This is a genomic window from Neolewinella xylanilytica, from assembly GCF_002934605.1.
In the GTDB taxonomy this organism is placed as follows: domain Bacteria; phylum Bacteroidota; class Bacteroidia; order Chitinophagales; family Saprospiraceae; genus Neolewinella; species Neolewinella xylanilytica.
The window spans coordinates 837,321-854,808 of record NZ_PTJC01000006.1; the positions used below are offsets into that span (position 1 = coordinate 837,321).

Genomic DNA, 17,488 nt, shown 5'->3' on the forward strand with positions numbered 1-17,488 from the left:
CCAAAACAATTGTCCGGTTCCGAAAGATACCGCACCTGCGGTCCCCCGCACAAGCGATGCCCGCCCACGTTACCACACTATGCAAACAACCTTTTCCGTGACATCGGTCTCTTCGGAGCCGCTCGCGCAACTACCGGGAGACTGGACCACCAACGATTTTCGCCAGATCCTAGCCCTCACGGATTACGGTGAGGTGGGCGACCTTTCCGATAAGGAAATCGGTGAAATGGCCTACCTCTCCCTCGCCGACCTACCCAAATCGGAGGCCGCCGAACTCCTCATTTCGTACGTATTTCCGGAGGGGAGCCTCACCGCCGGACAGATCAAGAACAGCAGCCACGAGATAGATACCGAACGGCTGTGGGAGGAATACCCTGAGCCGCGTCACCACCGTAATTTTTACCGGGTAGGTAGCCTCCTCTACGCCGCCTATAACGGGGGGCATCCGAAGCCGGACGGACGCCGTTTGGTAGTCAACGTGACCACCACGAAAGCCGGAGCCCCGCTGCTCGCGGATCCCGACCCCGCACTGGTGCTACGCCTGCTGGCACCGGCAATGGATGCGCACGCGCTACTCCACCGGCTGTACGAAGACGAACTGAAAGGCGATGCTTTCCCCTCGGCCCCCTATCTCCTGTACCGCATTACCTCCCGGCAAACCGCCGAGAACAGTTTCGAACTTACGATCGACAGCACCGATTACTGGCTGGCTGATTACCGACCCGCCGGCACCTACGAAGTTACCGCAGCGCCGGACGGGGTTGCCGCCGAATCCTAATCGTGCGAAGGGTCTCGATTCCCTGCCATCGATCGCGGTGGACAGCTCCGGATTCTAGTCACGTAGCTGGTGCGGGCGGGCAAGGCCGGCAAATAGTACCTTTGCGGGCATGATTTGGAGTGACAAAAAGATTCTTGCCGCCATGGAGCGCGGAGAGATCGTGATCAAACCCTTCGACCGGTCTAACCTGGGAACCAACAGCTATGACGTTCACCTGGGAAAATACCTGGCCCGCTATAAAGACCACATCCTCGATGCCCGCCAACACAATCAGATCGAGGAAATGACCATCGGGCCGGAGGGCTTCGTCCTCCATCCCAACACTCTCTACCTGGGCGTGACCCTGGAATACACCGAAACCCACAGCAGCGTTCCCTTCCTGGAGGGGAAGAGCAGCGTGGGGCGCCTGGGCATTGACATCCACGCCACGGCCGGTAAGGGAGACGTCGGCTTCTGCAATCACTGGACCCTGGAGATCAGCTGTACCCACCCGGTACGGGTGTACGCCGGAATGCCGATCGGCCAACTCATTTACTTTGGCGTAGACGGCGATATCGAGAATTACTACAACAAGAAGCCAAACGCTAAATACAACCAGGTAAGCGACCGGCCGATGGAATCGATGATGTGGAAGAACGCCTTCTAACGCAGCCCGCCAACGTACTACCCGTGCGCACCGACGATCTTAGCAAACATTTTGTCCGCGAACTGCGGACGGCACTGGGGGCCGGAGAGGCCGCCTCGGTCACCCGACTGGTAATGGAAGACGTGTTCGGTCACCGGCAGGGCAACCGGCCCCGGATGCTTACCCCCGACGAGGAATTGCTAGCCTGGATAACGCTGAACCGGCTTCACGGTGGCGAGCCCGTGCAGTACGTGACCGGCATTGCCGACTTTTACGGTTTGCAGTTGAAGGTCACCCCCGCCGTGCTCATCCCCCGCCCGGAGACGGAGGAACTCGTGGAATGGATCCTGGAAGATCATCCGGGCGGTACCAACCGGAGGGCCGTCGACCTGGGTACCGGATCGGGCTGTATTCCGCTCGCTCTCCAGGATCGCCGGCCGGAGTGGCAGTGCGAGGGCGTCGATGTTAGCCAGGAAGCGCTGGCGGTTGCCCGTGAAAACGGGAAGATGCTCTGTTCCACTGTCGTGTTCCACGAAGCGGATGTACTCCAGGATTGCCACCTTGACGAGGGGGCGTACGACGTCATCGTCAGCAACCCTCCGTATATCCCCCCTTCCGAACGGGAACAAATGGGGGAGTCGGTGCTCGTACACGAGCCGGAGCTGGCGCTCTTCGTACCGGAAGACGATCCCCTGGTATTTTACCGCCGCGTCGGCGAAATAGGCCTGAGCGCCCTTAGCCCCGGCGGCTACGTGTACGTCGAAACGAACGAGTTCAACAGCAATGAGGTCATGCGTACCTTCCGCGAGCTGGGCTACCAACTGGTAGAGCGGCGCAAGGACCTCCAGGGGAAGTGGCGCATGGTCCGCACCCGGCTGGAGGCATAAGAGCTTGTTTGGATTCTCCTCACCGGTCTGCAAATGGCCTCATTTTCGACCAGGTTCGGAAAACCCAAACGAGCTCTAAATCTCCGCTTGCTCGGCGTCGACCAGCCCCAGTTCGGTAAGCAGGCTGAGGGGGCGTAGCCGGTAGCCGTCGAATTCGGCGAAGATTGTCATCGGTCGCCCCCCGGATACCGCCAGCAACCGGTAAAAGCCCCCGTAATCTGGGTGAACGCGCAGGGCGCCACCCGCCGAGTCGACCAGCAGCAGCTGCTGCCCCTTTTTGATGGGGCGAACGTCGTCGAGGTAGACCGGATACTGCTGCAGCCAGGGATTTACGCCGAGCGCCCTCCGGTAATTGCCCAGCATGTCGGAGAAGCCGGCGTAGCCCTTCAGCCCGTCGTACGGTCGCCCGCCCGGCCGGGGTTCCGGGAAGATGCCCCGCTGCGGATAGCTGCCGGGATAGTAGTGGATAGCCCCGTTAAAAGAAGCCGACAATGGCCAGGACTGCTCGAAGGGAGCCCGGCCGAAAACGTAGTCGAGCAAAAGAGCATACCGTTTGCTCCGCTCCCCCCGCACCCACACCCTGCGGTACCGTAGCCGGTCTTCTTCCCCCTGCACGGTCCCCAGCACGAGCCAGTGATCAGATTTTCCGGTCCGTTGGAGAAGCTCATCCCGCCGGGTGGTGATCCCCGCTGCCTGGTAGAGCTCATCCCGCCGATCGGGGGTGAACTCATCCCGAATGTGCCACGCGCGCACGAAAAGGTAAAGATCGCCGAGGGTGCGGGCGATGGTTTCTTCGGCCGCCTCTTCCGGTTGGTCGGCCAGTCGCCGCACCCGCCCCGCCAGTGCGGGCAGTTTGGCATCGGTGAGCCGGGTAGCCATCGCGAGCCAGGTATCCGCCCCCTGGGCCTGGGTGTCGGCAATACCCCGCCGGGCGATGTCCAACAACCGCAGTTCCAACTCGTCGATGCCTTCGCTCATCAAGGCGATGCGCGCCGCCAGGCGATCGTCGGCCATGCTTTCGTTCTTCACCTCCCTGACCGGGCGGAGGGCGCGGTGCTGTACTGACCGCACCCAGTCGGGGGGCTGCCCCACGGTGAATCGGTCAGCATTGTTCTTTAGCAGGAAAACCAGGGCCAGTCCGTGGGCGCAGGGTCGGGCGCGGGCGCGGCAGCTACAGTGAAATTTTCCCTCCACTACCTGGACGGCGGATTCGATAGCCCGGCGGCCGTTGTAGTCGAATTCTCCCCAGAGCCAGTTGCCGTCGCCACCCAGCAGCCGCCAGCGGCGGCTGTAGAAGAGCCGCCGACCCGCCTCGAGGGTCTTGGCGTCGGGCGATAATTCGAGTAGGTGATCGGTCATACGGGTGCGGACAAGATAGACCGTAGCGCAAAAAGGGCGCCCGGAACCTGACGGACCGGGCGCCGCCGCAAAATACAAAGCATCAGTGCTATCAAAGGAGTGGCCCGGAATACCCGGCCGGTGAATGCTTTTCGTGTTTATTCCTTCCCTCGGGCATCCGTTACCTGGTTCTCCTGGAATTTTCTGGCAACCCGGGGCCGGTCTCCGCCGTTTTCTTGCCAGGTGTCTGTAAAGAACCCTATCTTGTTGCTAACGATTGCCCTATGGATGCTCCTCAATCCGAACTCTTTAAGCGTATGCCCCGCGACGTCAAGCGGGCCGCTCTCCGGGCGGCCATCGCCGGTCAGCGGCCGGAATCGGGCCTGGAAGATACCTTCGAGTTCGAGGGCAAACGCTACCGGGTAGTAGCGGTTTCCGAACGGGATGCTACGTCTACAGCGCCGGACTCGGATTCCACCTACCACTAAGCGATGGGGCTGGCCTTTGGCGCGCTATTATTGGCCACCATCCTGCTTCCCGGTATCCTGTTTCGGTATGCCTACCTGCGTAGCGATTCGCTGCGTAAAACCGTAGACTTCAGCCTGCTTAGCGAAGCCGTTTTCGTACTCATTCCCACCCTCATCCTGCACGCTTTCGGTTGGGGACTGGCGCGGCTCGTTGGTCCCGCCCTGAACCTCGTGCCCGACCTCGGCGTGTTCTACCGCTTGATCACCGGACAACTCCTTACCGACGCCGGGCTGCTGCGGCTCGAACGCGGCTTGATTCCTTTCATTCTTTACATTCTGTTGTTGGGTGCCGTCGCGGGATGGCTCGGGACTTTAGTTCAGCGGTGGGTACTGCGGAATGCCTGGGACGATCACTTTAAATTGCTGCGCATCTTTAATGACTGGGACAAATACTTCACCGGCCACAGCGTGTCCGGTGACCCCCGCCGTAGCTTCGATTACGTCCAGGTGGATGTCGTGGTCCAAAGTGGAGAAGGTGATATACTGTATACCGGCGCCCTTGCGAATTACAGCCTGAACCAGGAACAGGGTATCGACCGCATTTTCATGGAAGTGGTCTACCGCCGGCGCCTCAGCGACGATCTCCGGCTCTCGGAAACCGCACTGGCCGACCTGCCTCCCGCCAACCGGGAAGAAGATCCCCGATATTATAATATGCCAGGGGATTACCTGGTTATCCCCTTCGGGCAGATTCGGAACCTGAATATTTCCTACAAGAAATTCGAAACCCAAGCTGAATGAACGCTACCCTTCGCCTAGGTTACCACTTTTTCCTTTCCCTGCTTTTGCTCAGTTCCTGTAGTTCCGAAAAGACTACCGACGATCACCCGGTGAAGACCGTTACCCTGACCCGTGACAGTCTCTCCATCACGGTGGAACCCGGCATGGGCGGCCGCCTCGTCAGCCTTACCTACGGTGGCCGGGAAATGCTGCCAACCCAGCGCGACAGCAGCGGCTATACCTATGGAAGCACCGCCTGGCCCGCTCCGCAGTCGGAATGGAACTGGCCACCCCCGGCCGCCATCGACCGCGAGGCCTACACCGTACAGGAAGTCGATGCACACTCCCTTTTACTGATCAGCCGGGAGGATCCGGAAACGGGGCTCGTCCTGCAAAAGCGTTACCGCCTCGGGCCCGATTCCGACGTGGGCCTGACCTACTGGATCACCAACCACGGGGATACGACCCGTTCCGTGGCCGCCTGGGAAGTCACCCGCCTGCCGTACGGTGGGGCATTTTGGTTTTACAGCGATTCCCTCCGCGTCGAGCGGGGAGCGGGAACTACCGTGCAAAGCCGGGATAGCTTGCGGCGCATCACCGTCGACGACCGCCATACCGGCAAGATCAAGGTGTTCGCCGACCTCGATTCCGTTCCCGTCTCCTACACCAACGATGGCTTGGTACTCGAGAAGCACACGGTCGTGACGGACTTTTACCGGGTCGCTCCCGGCCAGGCACCCCTGGAAATCTATCTGGACCCGGCGGCGGGCTTCGTTGAGTTCGAACTGCACGGAGACTACCGGAAACTGGGGTACGGAGAGACCAGTACCCTGCGAACCAAGTGGGTGATCCGGAGAGCGGAGGAGTAGGCACGATCGCCTACCGCCGATACGCCTACTGACTAACTTTCTACCCTTTGTAAAAAGCGCCAGTCCGTGCGGTAGGGGAAAACGTCCATGATCTCTCCGGCGAGGAGCCGCCGTTTCACGTCGTTCCAGAAGTCCGCGTCGAAGATTTCTCCGTGTTGCGCCCGCAGGTAGTCCAGTTGGGCGCCGGCGCGCAGGAGAAATGCCGGAAACTCTTCCGGGAAGATATCCTTCGGGCCGACGTAATACCAGGGCTGGCTGGCCATCTCGTCTTCGGGAGTTCTCGGTTGGGGGATGTGGCGGAAGTTGCATTCCGTTACCAGTTCGATCTCGTCGTAGTCGTAGAAGACTACCCGATTCACGCGGGTGACGCCGAAATTCTTCATCAGCAGGTCACCGGGAAAGATATTGGCCGCCGCCAGTTGCTTGATCGCTCGCCCGTAGTCCCGGAGGGCTTTCTGGGCCATGACCTCATCCGCTCGCTGCAAAAAGATATTGAGCGGCGTCATCTCCTTCTCGACGTACACGTGGGAGATCATCACGCAGTCATCGAGGACCTCCACCTTTGAGGGGGCCGCCCTGCGCAGCTCCTGTAGGCAATCGTCCGAAAACCGGTCTAAGGGCAGCGATAGTTTTTCGAACAGGTAACTATCCGCCATGCGACCGACACGGTCGTGCCGTTTTACCAGGTCGTACTTTTCCTTTACCGTCTCGGCGGTAACCTGCTTGGGCGGAGCGAACCGGTCGCGGATCAGTTTGAAAACCATATTCAGCCGGGGACTGGTAAATACGTACATCACCATACCCGCGATCCCCGGCGCGGTGACGAAGCGCTCGTCCGGGTCGTTCGCGGTATGCTTGAAGTGGCGCAGCAATTCGCGGTAGAACACCGTCTTTCCGTGCTTTTCGAAGCCGATAGCGTTGTATAATTCGCTGACCCGCTTGCTCGGCATGAAGGTCTGCAGAAAATCGACCATGTCGCTGGGCACGCTAATGTCGGCCAGGAAGTAGGAGCGATGGTAACTGAATATGGACACCACCTGGTCGGCTTCGAGCAGGAGGGCATCGATCAGGATACCCCGGCCGGTCGGGTGGAGCAGGGGTAGGATCCATGGATAAATTCGATCGCCGTCCAGCAGCCGGCCCACGATGTAGGCGGATTTGTTCCGGTAGAAAACCGACGTCAGCACTTCCAGCCGGCTGGCGGCCGCGGCAGGGTGGGACGACCACCGTTCGGCCACCAAACGAATGTCTCGGGTACGGTTTTCCCACTCTACGGTAAAGGGGAAATGATCCAGTACTTCCCGGATCACCTCGCCGATCGGTCGGTCGTTCAGGTCGTAGTCGTAGCTGATGGACGTCAGGCCCCGGTACTCCCGGTAGCTTCCGGTACGGACCACAAACATTACTTCCGGATGGGCGCCGATCCCGTGGGTGTGCCGGTAAACGGAGTTGAAGAAGGTCTCCGCGATGTTACGGGTGTTGAAGTGGTCGATTTCCTCGGAATACGCGTCGCGAACCTGCCGCCAAAAGTCGTCGTCGGGATGGGAAGTTTCCAGCATCCGCTTCAGCCGTTCGGTGGTTTTGGCAACTTCCTGGCGGTAGAGCGAGATCCGGCTCACCGCGTCGGCCTGCGTACCGTGCCAGTCCCGCTGTTCGAACCGTAGCCGGGCCCGTTTGGTGATCAACTTGAACCGGTAATAGTAGTCCATGTAGCCCATCAGGATACGGTGGGCCGCTTCGTAGTGGAGTAGGGCGGGGAACGCAGGAGCAACGGACTTCATCAAGCCCAAAGTAAGCTTCCGACCCCGAATCCCGGTCAGCGGGCGGCATAGTCCTCCACGTATTCGATCATCTTTTTCCGATTTTCCTCGTGAAACGACGCCATCACGCGGGGAAAGCGATAGCGTCGAAAGAGGGCGTCCAGGTCGAAGGCCGCTTCCCCCCGCACGGCAGCTTCCAGCGCGTCCAGGTAGTGCCGGGCGTCGTAGAGGCGCCTGCCCATCTGCTGCCGGCTATCGGTATGGTCTCCGTGGCCCGAGATAAGTAGCCGGATATCCTCCCCGTGGAGAAGCTCATCCAGCGTATCCAGCGTCCGCCGGTACCGCGCCACCGAATCGTAGACGTAGGGAAATTCGACGTCGCAAAGGTAGTCGCCTACGATGAGGAGGCCCCGGTCTTGGTTAAGGGCGATCAGTCCGTCGTCGTTGTGTCCGGGAGCCTGGTAAAATGCATAGGTATCCTGACCCAGGCGGGTTGTCCAGACCCGTTTGTCTACCACCAGGTCGACGGTGGGGTAGCTGATGGGGTAGTCCCGTTCGATGTAGTACTGATCGTCAAAGCCGTGGATTTCACTTAAGATGTCCTCCCGCTTCGGCTGGTTCCGCAGCGCTTGCGAAGCGATCACGGTGAAGTCCGGGAAGCGACCGTACCCGATGATGTGGTCGTAATCCGAATGGGTGAACAACAAGTAGCAGGCCCGGTCGCCTTTCCGCCGGTCGACCGCCGCCCGGATGCGCTCGATTTCTTCCGGTAACCAGTTGGGATCGACTAGCAACAGGTAGTCCGTCCCCACCACCAACGTGGTCACCGTGCGAAACAGGGCGCTCTCGAAAATAATCAGATCCGGGCTGTCGAGTTGTCGTTTCATGTTGTTACGGATTAAGGCAGACGCTGGCCGTACCCGCGCCGTTCCCTGGTGGGTCGGCGCGGCCGGTATGTACCGGATACCCGGGCGCCTCCGCTGAGCATGCGCGTGATACCGGCTGCGGAGCCGGACAATTGGTGGCTTACCGAAGGGGGGACACCGGATACCTTATTGGTCGCGCAGGTCGAATAGTTTGTTCATGGGTACCCACTTGATACCGGCAGCGGAGAAGGGAAGCCGTTGTTGGAAGCGGTCCATTAGCGTCTCCCACTGTTGAATGGTATCGCTAGCCTGATTAAGCGCTGCGTGCCGCTCGGCGGTATAGGTCCCGTCGGTTTCCATCACCATCATCAGTCGGTTGCCTGTCCGGTAAATTTCCATTTGTACGATGCCCGCCGCGCGAATCCCCTCGGTCACTTCCGGCCAGCAGTGCCCGGCCGCGTGGTACGCCTCGTATTCGGCGATCAGGTCTGGATCGTTTTTGAGGTCACAGAGCAAGTAATGAATCATGAGGGGGAATTTAGGGCCGGGGTGGTGCACCGACTACGGGCGCATCGTTCTCCTGCCAACGCGAAAACACGAGCCATCCGTAGATACCGACGGCCAGGAAACACAGTAGGGGGAGGATGAAGCTAAAATTCACCTCGGGGACGCCTAACAGCCGCGCGTCGGTGTATCCGTCGCCGCCAATGTCCAGGATGAGCCCCTGCAGGGTCGGCATCAACGCGCCGCCTACGATGGCCATCACCAAAAAAGCCGCTCCGAATTTGGCGTCTTCTCCCTGACCCTCCAGGGCGATACCGTAAATCGTCGGGAACATCACCGACATGAAAAAGCTGATGCCCACCAGCGCATAAAGCCCCCAACTTCCTACCAAAAAGATGGTGAGTAAGCACATCACCGAGGCGCCGACCGCGAAGTACAACAGCAACTGCCCCCCGCTGACGAACTTCAGTAAGTAGGTGCCGATCCACCGTCCGATCAGGAAGATGACGAGGGCGGAAATCCCGAAGGGCACGGCATCCGCATTGGAAATACCGATGGATTCCGCATACTGGTAGATATAGGTCCAGCACATGATCTGCGCCCCGACGTAAAAGGTCTGTGCCCCGACGCCCCCGGCGAAGCGGGGTTGCCGCCACAACCGGCGAATGGCCGCGCGGATACCCAGATTCCCGCTGGTCTCCGCTTTTTCCGGCATATTCACGGCCAGGAACAAAACCAGCATGGCAATGACCACCACCCCCAGTAGCACGTAGGGATCGCGAATTACTTGTAAATCCGCTACCCGGATAGTCGCCTGCTCGGCCGGAGGTAACGCGGCGTACGCCTCCACGCCGAGTTCCTCTACCTGGAGGCGGGAAAGGATGAACTGCTTGGCTACGATCAGGCCGCCCAGGGCACCGATGGGGTTGAACGCCTGCGCCAGGTTCAGGCGGCGCGTGGCGGTTTCCTCCGATCCGAGCGACATGATATAGGGACTCGCGGTGGTCTCGAGAAAGGCCAAGCCAAAGGTGAGGATATACAGCGAGAGGAGGAAAAAGCCGTAGCTCTCCCACCGCGCGGCGGGGTAGAATAATAAGGCTCCCATAGCGTAAAGGCCCAGACCCAGGACAATGCTTTTCTTGTAGGAATACTTTTTGGCGAAGATGGCGGCCGGTAGCGCCATGGTGAAGTAGCCGAAGTAAAAAGCGAACTGGACCCAGGAGGCCCGAAAGTTATCCAACTCCAGTACCTTCTTGAAGGCCGAAACCATGGGGTTGGTAATATCGTTGGCAAAACCCCAGAGGGCGAAAAGGGAAGTGACGATGATGAAGGGCAGCAGGACGGACCGGCTGACGACGGGTGCTTGATCGGACATAATGCTTAGTGTACTTGGGGTAGGAGAGCCCGATCCAGGTGGACGTACCCCCCATCCACGTATACGTACTGCCCGGTAGTATGGGAGGCGAGATCGGAAATCAGGAAGAGGGCCGTATTCGCGATTTCTTCCGGCGTGGTCATTCGCTGGCCGAGCGGGATTTTTTCGTTGATGGACCGAAGTTTTGCATCGCCGTTCTCCAAGCCGTCGATCCAGGTCCGGTAAGCGGGGGTATAGCACTCGGCAATGATGATGGCATTGCACCGCATGTTAAACGGAACGAAATCAACCGCCCATTCCCGCGTTAGGGCCAGTACGCCCCCCTTACTGGCCGCGTAGCCGGAGGTACCTCCCTGTCCGGTGAGGGCCACTTTCGATCCGATGTTGAGTACGTTGCCGCCGCTCTTTTTCAGATGGGGGAGACAATACTTGGTCAGGCACCAGTAACTGACGAGGTTCACGCGCAGACTTTGGAGGAAGGCTTCCATCGATCCCTCCAGGCTCACTCCGTCGTTAATTCCTACGTTGTTGATCAGGACGTCGATACGGCCGTACTTCTCCCCAATTTGTTCCACCGCCGCTTCAATCTGGTCCGGATCGGTCACGTCCGTGCGCACGAAGAGCGCATCGATTCCCTGGCGATCTAGTGCTTCGGCGTAGGTATTTCCCCGGTCGCTGCGGTCTAAAATGACGGGAAGGGCGCCTTCGGCGGCGATGCGGCGGAGCATAACCTCTCCGATACTGCCGCTTTCGCCCGCGGCGCCGGCGATCACTACTACTTTTCCCGCGAGATTGGTTTCCATATTACGCTATTGCTTGGGGCACGGAGTGCCACTTCTCGACACCTTAGCCAATCGCCATCAATGTACTTACAAAATGGTTTTCCGGCCGCGAAAGCCCCGCCCGCCGCTTTGCAGGCAAGCTATGGGGCGGTACCCGGTGCAGCTAGGAAATACAATCGATGTCCCCGTACAACAGCAGAGTAGCGGCTGGCTAGGGGATGGTCCAGTCTACCATAGCCTTGATCACCCCGTTTTGGGGCTGCAACCAGCTTTCGAAGTGACCGATCATCTCTTCGAATGGGACGCTGTGGGTAATGTACTTTCCCGTCGGAAATTGACCGCTCTCCAAAAAGGCCCGGACGCTTTCGAAATCCTCCCGGGTAGCGTTGCGGCTGCAGAGCAGGGTAGATTCCTTAGCGTGAATTTCCGGGTGGTTGAAGCTAAGCTCCCCCTTGCTCAGTCCAACCAGAACGTACCGGCCACCGTGGGCCATGTAGCGTACACCGGATTCTAGGGCCTGCTTATTGCCGGTAGCATCGAAGACGACGGTGGCCAGATCGCCGTTCGTCAGTTGCGCTACTTGAGCTGCGGCCTGTTCGTCTACGAGGACGGTATCCTGAATACCTAGGGCTTTTCGGACGAAAGCAAGCCGGCCCGCGTCGGTATCGAGGGCAATCACCCGACATCCGATAGCGGATGCCTGTGCTAGGATGCCGATCCCAATGGGGCCGCAACCGACCACTACGACCGTATCGTCTAATTCAGTTCGTGCCCGACGGAGCGCGTGCGCGCCAATCGCCAGCGGCTCTACGATCGCCACTTCTTCGTGACTGAGCTGGCCCGCGGGAAGGAGCAGGTCGCTTCTGACCGAGATTTCCTGCTGCATGCCCCCGTCGACGTGGACGCCCAGGACGGCCATTTGGCGACAGCAGTTTGTCTTTCCCGCCCTGCACGCAATACAGTTTCCGCAGAAAATGTAGGGCATAACGATCACCCGGTCACCCGGCGCCAGACCGCCTGACTCGGAACCGATGGAAAGAATTTCGGCGGATAATTCGTGCCCGAGAATGCGGGGGTAGGTAAAAAAGGCCTGGTTACCCTGGAAGGCGTGCAGGTCCGTACCGCAAATGCCAACCCGATGGATGCGGAGCAGCGCTTCGCCGGGCCCGGGAGTCGGAGCGGATGAGGCCTCCAATTCAAATGTGCCGGGCTCGCGGCAGACGATACGTTTCATCAAACGGAATTTACGGGGGAAAGGTACAATCGGATGAGCCGATGGGGAAAACGACGGCCCCAAAGCGGTGGGGATGGGATCAGGTGGTGAATTTATTCCGATTGATGCCCAGCTTATTCATTTTGGACATTAGCGTCCGGCCATTCAAATCCAGCAGTTCGGCGGCTCCCCCGGGGCCGGTCACCTTACCGTTCGTTCGCTTGAGCGCCTCGATAATGTACTGTCGCTGCATCAATTCGAAGGGAACGATCTTGTCGCTCCGAAACGACGTTTTTTCGTCGGTGCGGTCCGTACGGCGCAGTGCCCGCAGACTCGCCGTGAGGTTGAGGGTAGACGACTGCGTGGTGATTACCGCCCGTTCTACCAGGTTGATCAGCTCCCGGACGTTACCGGGAAATTCGTAGCTCTCCAGCTCCTTGATGTCGTTCGGGTTGATGTGGGTGATGTTCCGTCCCATTCGGTCGGAGTACACCTTGGCGAAGTGCTTGACGAGTACCGGAATATCTTCGGGGCGCTCCCGTAGGGGTAGGTTATGGATGGGAAACACGTTCAGTCGGTAGAAGAGGTCTTCCCGAAAGGTGCCATCGCCGATCATCTGCTCCAGGTTCCGGTTGGTAGCCGCCACTACGCGTACGTCGACGTGGATCACATCCGTGGAGCCGATGCGTTGTATCTCTCCTTCCTGGAGTACGCGCAGTAGCTTGGCCTGCATATCTAGGGGAAGCTCGCCGATTTCGTCCAGAAAGATCGTGCCGCCATTGGCCAGTTCGAATTTCCCCTTTTTCTGGGCGAACGCACCCGTAAAAGCGCCGCGCTCGTGTCCGAATAGCTCGCTTTCGATCAGGTTCTCCGGTAGGGCGGCGCAGTTGACGCTCACCAGAGGCTTGCGCCCCCGACTGCTGAATTTATGGATGGACTGGGCCAGTAGTTCCTTGCCGGTTCCCGTTTCCCCGGTCACGAGTACGGTGGCATCCGTATCAGCAACCTGGGCGATCTGCCCGAGTATTTTCTGATACTTTTTGGATACCGTAATGATGGCCCCGCCCGTGTTTACCTGCTCGATCTGCTCCCGCAGTGTCTCATTCTCACTCTGCAGCTGTTTGGTCAGCTCATCCACCCTGCGCTTTGTCTTCTGCAGTTTACGGCGGTTGTTTTGCTCGAGGGTTACGTCCCGGCAGATCAGGCAAAGGAATCGTTGGTTTCCGGCTTCTACCTGCGCGAATCGAATCTGTAATGTCCGGTCGTCTCCGCTCACCGTACTAAAAATGTATTCGGTCGCGCTCCGGTACCGGCCGTCGATCTTCTCCTGGCGGATCTCGGCCAAGGACGGCACCGGCAGTTCGGGCATCAACTCCTCGATCGGCATGCCTTCGATGTCACGGCTGGTCTTCCTGCTTAGTTTTCGCCGGGCCGCCTCATTTAGGAGGACGACTTCTTTCCGGGTGTCCAGCCAAATAACCCATTCCTGAAGCGAGTCCAGGGTGGAGGTGTACAGCTGAATATCTTCGCCGTAGTGAACCGTATCGCTGAGATCCTGCGCGACAAAGACCATGTATTCTTCTTGGCCGTCACCGTAGTAGTTCAGTCGGGCCTGTACCGGGACGGAGGATCCATCCTGCCGCAAGAGCTGGGTCGCGTACTCGAAATAACGTTCCTCCTTCAGCTTGGAATAGAGCGCACTGATCTCTTCCGAATCCGCGCGAGTGGAAAGGTTAGAAGCGGGAACGTGCAGGAGGTCGCCGCGGGAATACCCTACGAGTTCGGCGCCCCGGTCATTGAGGTACACGATTTTCCTGTCCGAATAGCTGATAATGTAAACGGCTTCCAATTGCTGGTCCAGCGCGCGCCGATATAATGCATCGTCCAAAGTCCGTTCCGAAACCGCGCCCATGGCGGTATCCGCCCGGGTGAGCGTACCGTATACCTTGTACACCTCGAGCTCGTTTTCTACCGACCGGGCCCGGATGACGTATTCGGTGGGACCGGTCTGCTCGTCTGTAGATTTAGCCCGAAGCTGTAGGGTGGCTTCCTCGAAAGCCTTGGTCTTTTTTAGCTTTTTGAAGACGGGCCGTATCCGATCGTAATCACCGACCAGTTGCTCCTGGAGCAAGCCCAGCATCTCTTCGGCCGGGTAGAACGCCCGATCGATGGGCAGGCCGATCCACTGCCTGATTTGGGCTGACACGTAAACTTGCTTGCTCGTAAAGTTAACTTCCCAACTTCCGATTTTAGCGTCCTCCTGTACGGCTTCCAGCAAATCGGCATCGCGCTTCCCCGCCTCGGTTGCCGCAAAAACAATGAGGCAGAGCTCCGGGTCGATGCTATAAATGTCAAAGGCCGCCCGACCCCGTACGCTGAATAGCTTACCATCCCGATTGACGAACTCGGTGTCAAAGTGCTCGCTACCGTTGTCCGTGAGCCGGTTCCAGAACTTTTTCCACCCCAGGATACTGAAGTGGGGGTTGATCTCGAAATAACTGGCGCGCTGCAGGGCATTGGAAGAATACCCCAGCAACTTGGCGGCGATTTCGTTGCCATAGTACACGCGGCCCGAAATGTCTACCCACAGTACACCCTCAGATACCAGGTTGAAGGCATCCTGGTGCATTTGTAACAGTGCGTCAACGGGTGGTGCTTGCTCGGTCACGGAGAGTGGAAAGGCTTAAATAGGGTTTGCGTCTCGTGAAGATAAGGAATCCTAAAATCAAAACGGCCCCCAGGCAATTGCGTGGGGGCCGTCAGGGTCCGAAAGGGGCGGCGGCCCGGGTTACGGCATAACCTTGCCGTTGTTATTGGGATCGTGGGAGTTGTCGATTACGCCGGCCCATTCTTGGGCGCCTTCCTCGGCATCGGCGGGGCGGGGGCCGATCAAATCCTCCAGGTCTTTACGGCTGAGCACCTCTTTCTCAAGCAGGGCTTCCGCCAGTTTTTGCATCTCCTCCCGCTTGTCGATGAGCAACTGCTTGGCACGTTCGTACTGACCCTGGAGCAATTCCCGTACCTGATCGTCGATCAGCGTGGCGGTGTCGTCCGAATAGGGCCGCTGGTAGCTGTCCCGGGACATGCCGTAGAAGCTAACCTGACCCACGTCGAAGTTCATCCCGTAGACCGTAACCATGTCGTAGGCCATCTTCGTCACCTTGTCAAGGTCGTTCTGGGCCCCGGTGCTGATTTCATCGAAGACTACTTCTTCGGCCGCACGGCCACCGAAGGTCATACACATCATATCGAGCATCTGCCCCGTACGGGTGATGTACTGCTCCTTGGGAAGGTACTGAGCATAACCGAGAGCGGCAACGCCGCGGGGTACGATGGTAACTTTCACGAGCGGCATGGCGTGTTTCAGGAACCACCCACAGATGGCGTGCCCGGCTTCGTGGTAGGCAATGATCTTCTTCTCCTCCGGATTGATAAGTTTGTTCTTCTTCTCCAGTCCGCCGATTACTTTATCCAGCGCGTAGTTGAAGTCATCCAAACCGATGCTATCCTGATTGCGACGGGCGGCGATCAGGGCTGCCTCATTACAGATGTTGGCGATCTCGGCACCGGCAAAGCCAGGGGTCATTTCCGAAAGGACCAGTGCGTTTACGGTATCGTTCGTCTTGATCGTTTTAAGGTGCACCTTGAAGATGGCTTCCCGCCCCTGTAGGTCAGGGCGATCGATGCTAATCTGGCGATCGAAGCGACCGGGCCGCAGTAGGGCCGAGTCCAAGACGTCCGGGCGGTTAGTAGCCGCCATCAGGATAACGCCCTTGTCGGTACTGAAGCCGTCCATTTCGACCAGCAGCTGGTTCAACGTATTCTCGCGCTCGTCGTTGCCGCCCTGCATGTTGGCACGGCCACGGGCACGGCCGATGGCATCGATCTCGTCGATGAAGATGATGCAGGGGGCTTTTTCCCGTGCCTGCTTGAAGAGGTCACGGACGCGGGATGCACCAACGCCCACGAACATTTCCACGAAGTCCGATCCACTCATGGTGAAGAAGGGCACGCCCGCTTCGCCGGCAACCGCTTTGGCGAGCAAGGTTTTACCGGTACCGGGAGGGCCGACGAGGAGAACCCCTTTCGGGATTTTACCACCCAGGGCGGTGTATTTCTTGGGGTTCTTCAGGAAATCCACGACTTCCATCACCTCTTCTTTCGCCTCGTCCAGGCCGGCGACGTCCGCGAAAGTAATGTTGACCTTACTGTTCTGGTCGAAGAGGGTAGCTTTGGATTTGCCAATGTTGAAGATCTGGCCGCCGGGGCCACCACCACCGCTACCGAGGCGACGCATCAGGATGATCCAGATGAAGGCGATAACCGCCAGAGGGAGCAACCATTGCAGCGCCGTGCCCAGGTAATCAGCCCGGTTTTCGGAGTTCACCTGCACCCGGTCGGAAAACGGAATGTCCTCCTCTTCGTAAGCGCGGTCAACGAAACGGGTGAAAGAACTCGGGTCTACCACTTCCAGGAAGTAGTCGTACCGGCTCCCGCCCATGCCTTCAGGGGCGGAATCTTCGTAGCGGGGCAACGATTTCTTGTCTTCCTTAAGGTAGATTTCGGCCCGTTCGCCATTGACCAGCGTAATCGCGCTGACGGCATCGTCCTTGATCATCTCGTTGAGGCGGTCGAGCTGAATCTGACTGGAGGCGCCGGTGCCCCAGTTAGTGAGCACCAGGGCCAGCAACACTACCGACATGATCGCGTAAATCCAGTAACTCTGGAATTTCGGTCCGCCGTTGCCCTCGGACTTATTATTCTGATTGTTTGTGCTCATATCTTATGGCTAACGTGCGGCGGCCGGATTCGTTGGGTGACCGTACACTTTTTGGGGTTGGCCCTTTACAGGGTCTCAAATTCTGTCGCTACGGCGTCGCTCCACAGATCCTCGATCTGGTAGAAGGCGCGGGTCTCCGGGTAGAACACGTGGATCACCGTGTCAAAGTAGTCCAGGCACACCCAGTTGGATGGCCGGCTTCCCGTGGTGTTTTTGGTGAACTCTCCCATCTCGGATTTCATGCGTCGTTGGATGTTCTCCGCGATCGCCCGCACCTGGGTGCTGGATTCTCCCGAGCAGATGAAGAAAAATTCCGCCGGGCGGTCGTCCAGCCTTCGCAAGTCCAGCCGGATGATGTTTTTACCTTTGATGTCCCGGATACTATCCAGGATGACGTCGAGCCGCTGCTCCATCTTCGGAGCGATCTTGTGGCGTACGGATTCAGTAGATGTATTCAAATCTAG

The 17,488-nt window shown here is 58.7% G+C and carries 16 protein-coding genes; 6 read left to right on the plus strand and 10 right to left on the minus strand.

The window, feature by feature from the left end:
• Window positions 1–79: 79 nt before the first annotated feature.
• From CLV84_RS12730 to prmC, 3 genes are all read left to right on the plus strand, one after another.
• Window positions 80–778, plus strand: coding sequence for a hypothetical protein (locus CLV84_RS12730; protein WP_146088798.1), 699 nt, complete (start codon window positions 80–82; stop codon window positions 776–778).
• A gap of 109 nt (window positions 779–887) precedes the next feature.
• A complete protein-coding gene (gene dcd / locus CLV84_RS12735; RefSeq protein ID WP_104420169.1) occupies window positions 888–1,424 on the plus strand; it encodes a dCTP deaminase in 537 nt (178 codons plus the stop codon).
• Window positions 1,406–2,290 (plus strand): peptide chain release factor N(5)-glutamine methyltransferase, encoded by an 885-nt coding sequence (gene prmC / locus CLV84_RS12740; protein ID WP_104420170.1) that lies wholly within the window; start codon window positions 1,406–1,408, stop codon window positions 2,288–2,290. The genes dcd and prmC overlap by 19 nt, the downstream gene beginning before the upstream one ends.
• 75 nt (window positions 2,291–2,365) lie before the next feature.
• Here the strand turns inward: prmC and CLV84_RS12745 are convergent, their stop codons facing one another.
• Window positions 2,366–3,649 (minus strand): hypothetical protein, encoded by a 1,284-nt coding sequence (locus CLV84_RS12745; RefSeq protein WP_104420171.1) that lies wholly within the window; start codon window positions 3,647–3,649, stop codon window positions 2,366–2,368.
• 263 nt (window positions 3,650–3,912) lie between these two features.
• Between CLV84_RS12745 and CLV84_RS12750 the strand changes: the two genes are divergently transcribed.
• The 3 genes from CLV84_RS12750 to CLV84_RS12760 are packed head-to-tail and all read left to right on the plus strand — an operon-like array spanning window position 3,913 to window position 5,744.
• A complete protein-coding gene (locus CLV84_RS12750) occupies window positions 3,913–4,116 on the plus strand; it encodes a hypothetical protein (RefSeq protein WP_104420172.1) in 204 nt (67 codons plus the stop codon).
• A 3-nt stretch (window positions 4,117–4,119) separates the two neighbouring features.
• A complete protein-coding gene (locus tag CLV84_RS12755) occupies window positions 4,120–4,896 on the plus strand; it encodes a DUF6338 family protein (RefSeq protein WP_104420173.1) in 777 nt (258 codons plus the stop codon).
• Complete coding sequence (locus tag CLV84_RS12760) at window positions 4,893–5,744, plus strand: DUF4380 domain-containing protein (RefSeq protein ID WP_104420174.1); 852 nt, start codon at window positions 4,893–4,895, stop codon at window positions 5,742–5,744. The genes CLV84_RS12755 and CLV84_RS12760 overlap by 4 nt, the downstream gene beginning before the upstream one ends.
• A gap of 32 nt (window positions 5,745–5,776) precedes the next feature.
• On the opposite strand, the gene aceK is transcribed toward CLV84_RS12760, so the two are convergent.
• The 9 genes from aceK to rsfS all read right to left on the minus strand — a co-directional run bounded on the left by aceK (window position 5,777) and on the right by rsfS (window position 17,482).
• Complete coding sequence (gene aceK, locus CLV84_RS12765) at window positions 5,777–7,525, minus strand: bifunctional isocitrate dehydrogenase kinase/phosphatase (protein WP_104420175.1); 1,749 nt, start codon at window positions 7,523–7,525, stop codon at window positions 5,777–5,779.
• A gap of 35 nt (window positions 7,526–7,560) precedes the next feature.
• On the minus strand, window positions 7,561–8,391 hold the full coding sequence (locus tag CLV84_RS12770; RefSeq protein WP_104420176.1) for an MBL fold metallo-hydrolase: 831 nt from the start codon (window positions 8,389–8,391) through the stop codon (window positions 7,561–7,563).
• Window positions 8,392–8,556: 165 nt separating this feature from the next.
• Window positions 8,557–8,898, minus strand: a complete 342-nt coding sequence (locus tag CLV84_RS12775) for an L-rhamnose mutarotase (RefSeq protein ID WP_104420177.1) — start codon at window positions 8,896–8,898, stop codon at window positions 8,557–8,559.
• A 10-nt stretch (window positions 8,899–8,908) separates the two neighbouring features.
• Window positions 8,909–10,249 (minus strand): L-fucose:H+ symporter permease, encoded by a 1,341-nt coding sequence (fucP, locus tag CLV84_RS12780; protein ID WP_104420178.1) that lies wholly within the window; start codon window positions 10,247–10,249, stop codon window positions 8,909–8,911.
• A gap of 5 nt (window positions 10,250–10,254) precedes the next feature.
• A complete protein-coding gene (locus tag CLV84_RS12785) occupies window positions 10,255–11,052 on the minus strand; it encodes an SDR family oxidoreductase (RefSeq protein WP_104420179.1) in 798 nt (265 codons plus the stop codon).
• A 190-nt stretch (window positions 11,053–11,242) separates the two neighbouring features.
• The gene (locus CLV84_RS12790) at window positions 11,243–12,265 is read right to left on the minus strand and encodes a zinc-binding alcohol dehydrogenase family protein (RefSeq protein ID WP_104420180.1); all 1,023 of its coding nucleotides are present in this window, start codon (window positions 12,263–12,265) and stop codon (window positions 11,243–11,245) included.
• A 79-nt stretch (window positions 12,266–12,344) separates the two neighbouring features.
• The gene (locus tag CLV84_RS12795; protein WP_146088799.1) at window positions 12,345–14,912 is read right to left on the minus strand and encodes a sigma 54-interacting transcriptional regulator; all 2,568 of its coding nucleotides are present in this window, start codon (window positions 14,910–14,912) and stop codon (window positions 12,345–12,347) included.
• 120 nt (window positions 14,913–15,032) lie between these two features.
• The gene (ftsH, locus tag CLV84_RS12800; RefSeq protein ID WP_104420182.1) at window positions 15,033–17,024 is read right to left on the minus strand and encodes an ATP-dependent zinc metalloprotease FtsH; all 1,992 of its coding nucleotides are present in this window, start codon (window positions 17,022–17,024) and stop codon (window positions 15,033–15,035) included.
• A gap of 65 nt (window positions 17,025–17,089) precedes the next feature.
• Window positions 17,090–17,482: a ribosome silencing factor gene (gene rsfS, locus CLV84_RS12805; RefSeq protein ID WP_245911502.1), complete on the minus strand. Its 393-nt coding sequence runs from the start codon at window positions 17,480–17,482 to the stop codon at window positions 17,090–17,092.
• Window positions 17,483–17,488: the final 6 nt, after the last annotated feature.

Coding starts and splice junctions, on each gene's coding strand:
- CLV84_RS12750 (WP_104420172.1), top strand. CDS start 3,913: ATGGATGCTCCTCAATCCGAACTCTTTAAGCGTATGCCCCGCGACGTC.
- CLV84_RS12730 (WP_146088798.1), top strand. CDS start 80: ATGCAAACAACCTTTTCCGTGACATCGGTCTCTTCGGAGCCGCTCGCG.
- CLV84_RS12790 (WP_104420180.1), bottom strand. CDS start 12,265: ATGAAACGTATCGTCTGCCGCGAGCCCGGCACATTTGAATTGGAGGCC.
- CLV84_RS12770 (WP_104420176.1), bottom strand. CDS start 8,391: ATGAAACGACAACTCGACAGCCCGGATCTGATTATTTTCGAGAGCGCC.
- CLV84_RS12775 (WP_104420177.1), bottom strand. CDS start 8,898: ATGATTCATTACTTGCTCTGTGACCTCAAAAACGATCCAGACCTGATC.
- ftsH (WP_104420182.1), bottom strand. CDS start 17,024: ATGAGCACAAACAATCAGAATAATAAGTCCGAGGGCAACGGCGGACCG.
- fucP (WP_104420178.1), bottom strand. CDS start 10,249: ATGTCCGATCAAGCACCCGTCGTCAGCCGGTCCGTCCTGCTGCCCTTC.
- dcd (WP_104420169.1), top strand. CDS start 888: ATGATTTGGAGTGACAAAAAGATTCTTGCCGCCATGGAGCGCGGAGAG.
- CLV84_RS12785 (WP_104420179.1), bottom strand. CDS start 11,052: ATGGAAACCAATCTCGCGGGAAAAGTAGTAGTGATCGCCGGCGCCGCG.
- CLV84_RS12760 (WP_104420174.1), top strand. CDS start 4,893: ATGAACGCTACCCTTCGCCTAGGTTACCACTTTTTCCTTTCCCTGCTT.
- aceK (WP_104420175.1), bottom strand. CDS start 7,525: ATGAAGTCCGTTGCTCCTGCGTTCCCCGCCCTACTCCACTACGAAGCG.
- CLV84_RS12755 (WP_104420173.1), top strand. CDS start 4,120: ATGGGGCTGGCCTTTGGCGCGCTATTATTGGCCACCATCCTGCTTCCC.
- CLV84_RS12745 (WP_104420171.1), bottom strand. CDS start 3,649: ATGACCGATCACCTACTCGAATTATCGCCCGACGCCAAGACCCTCGAG.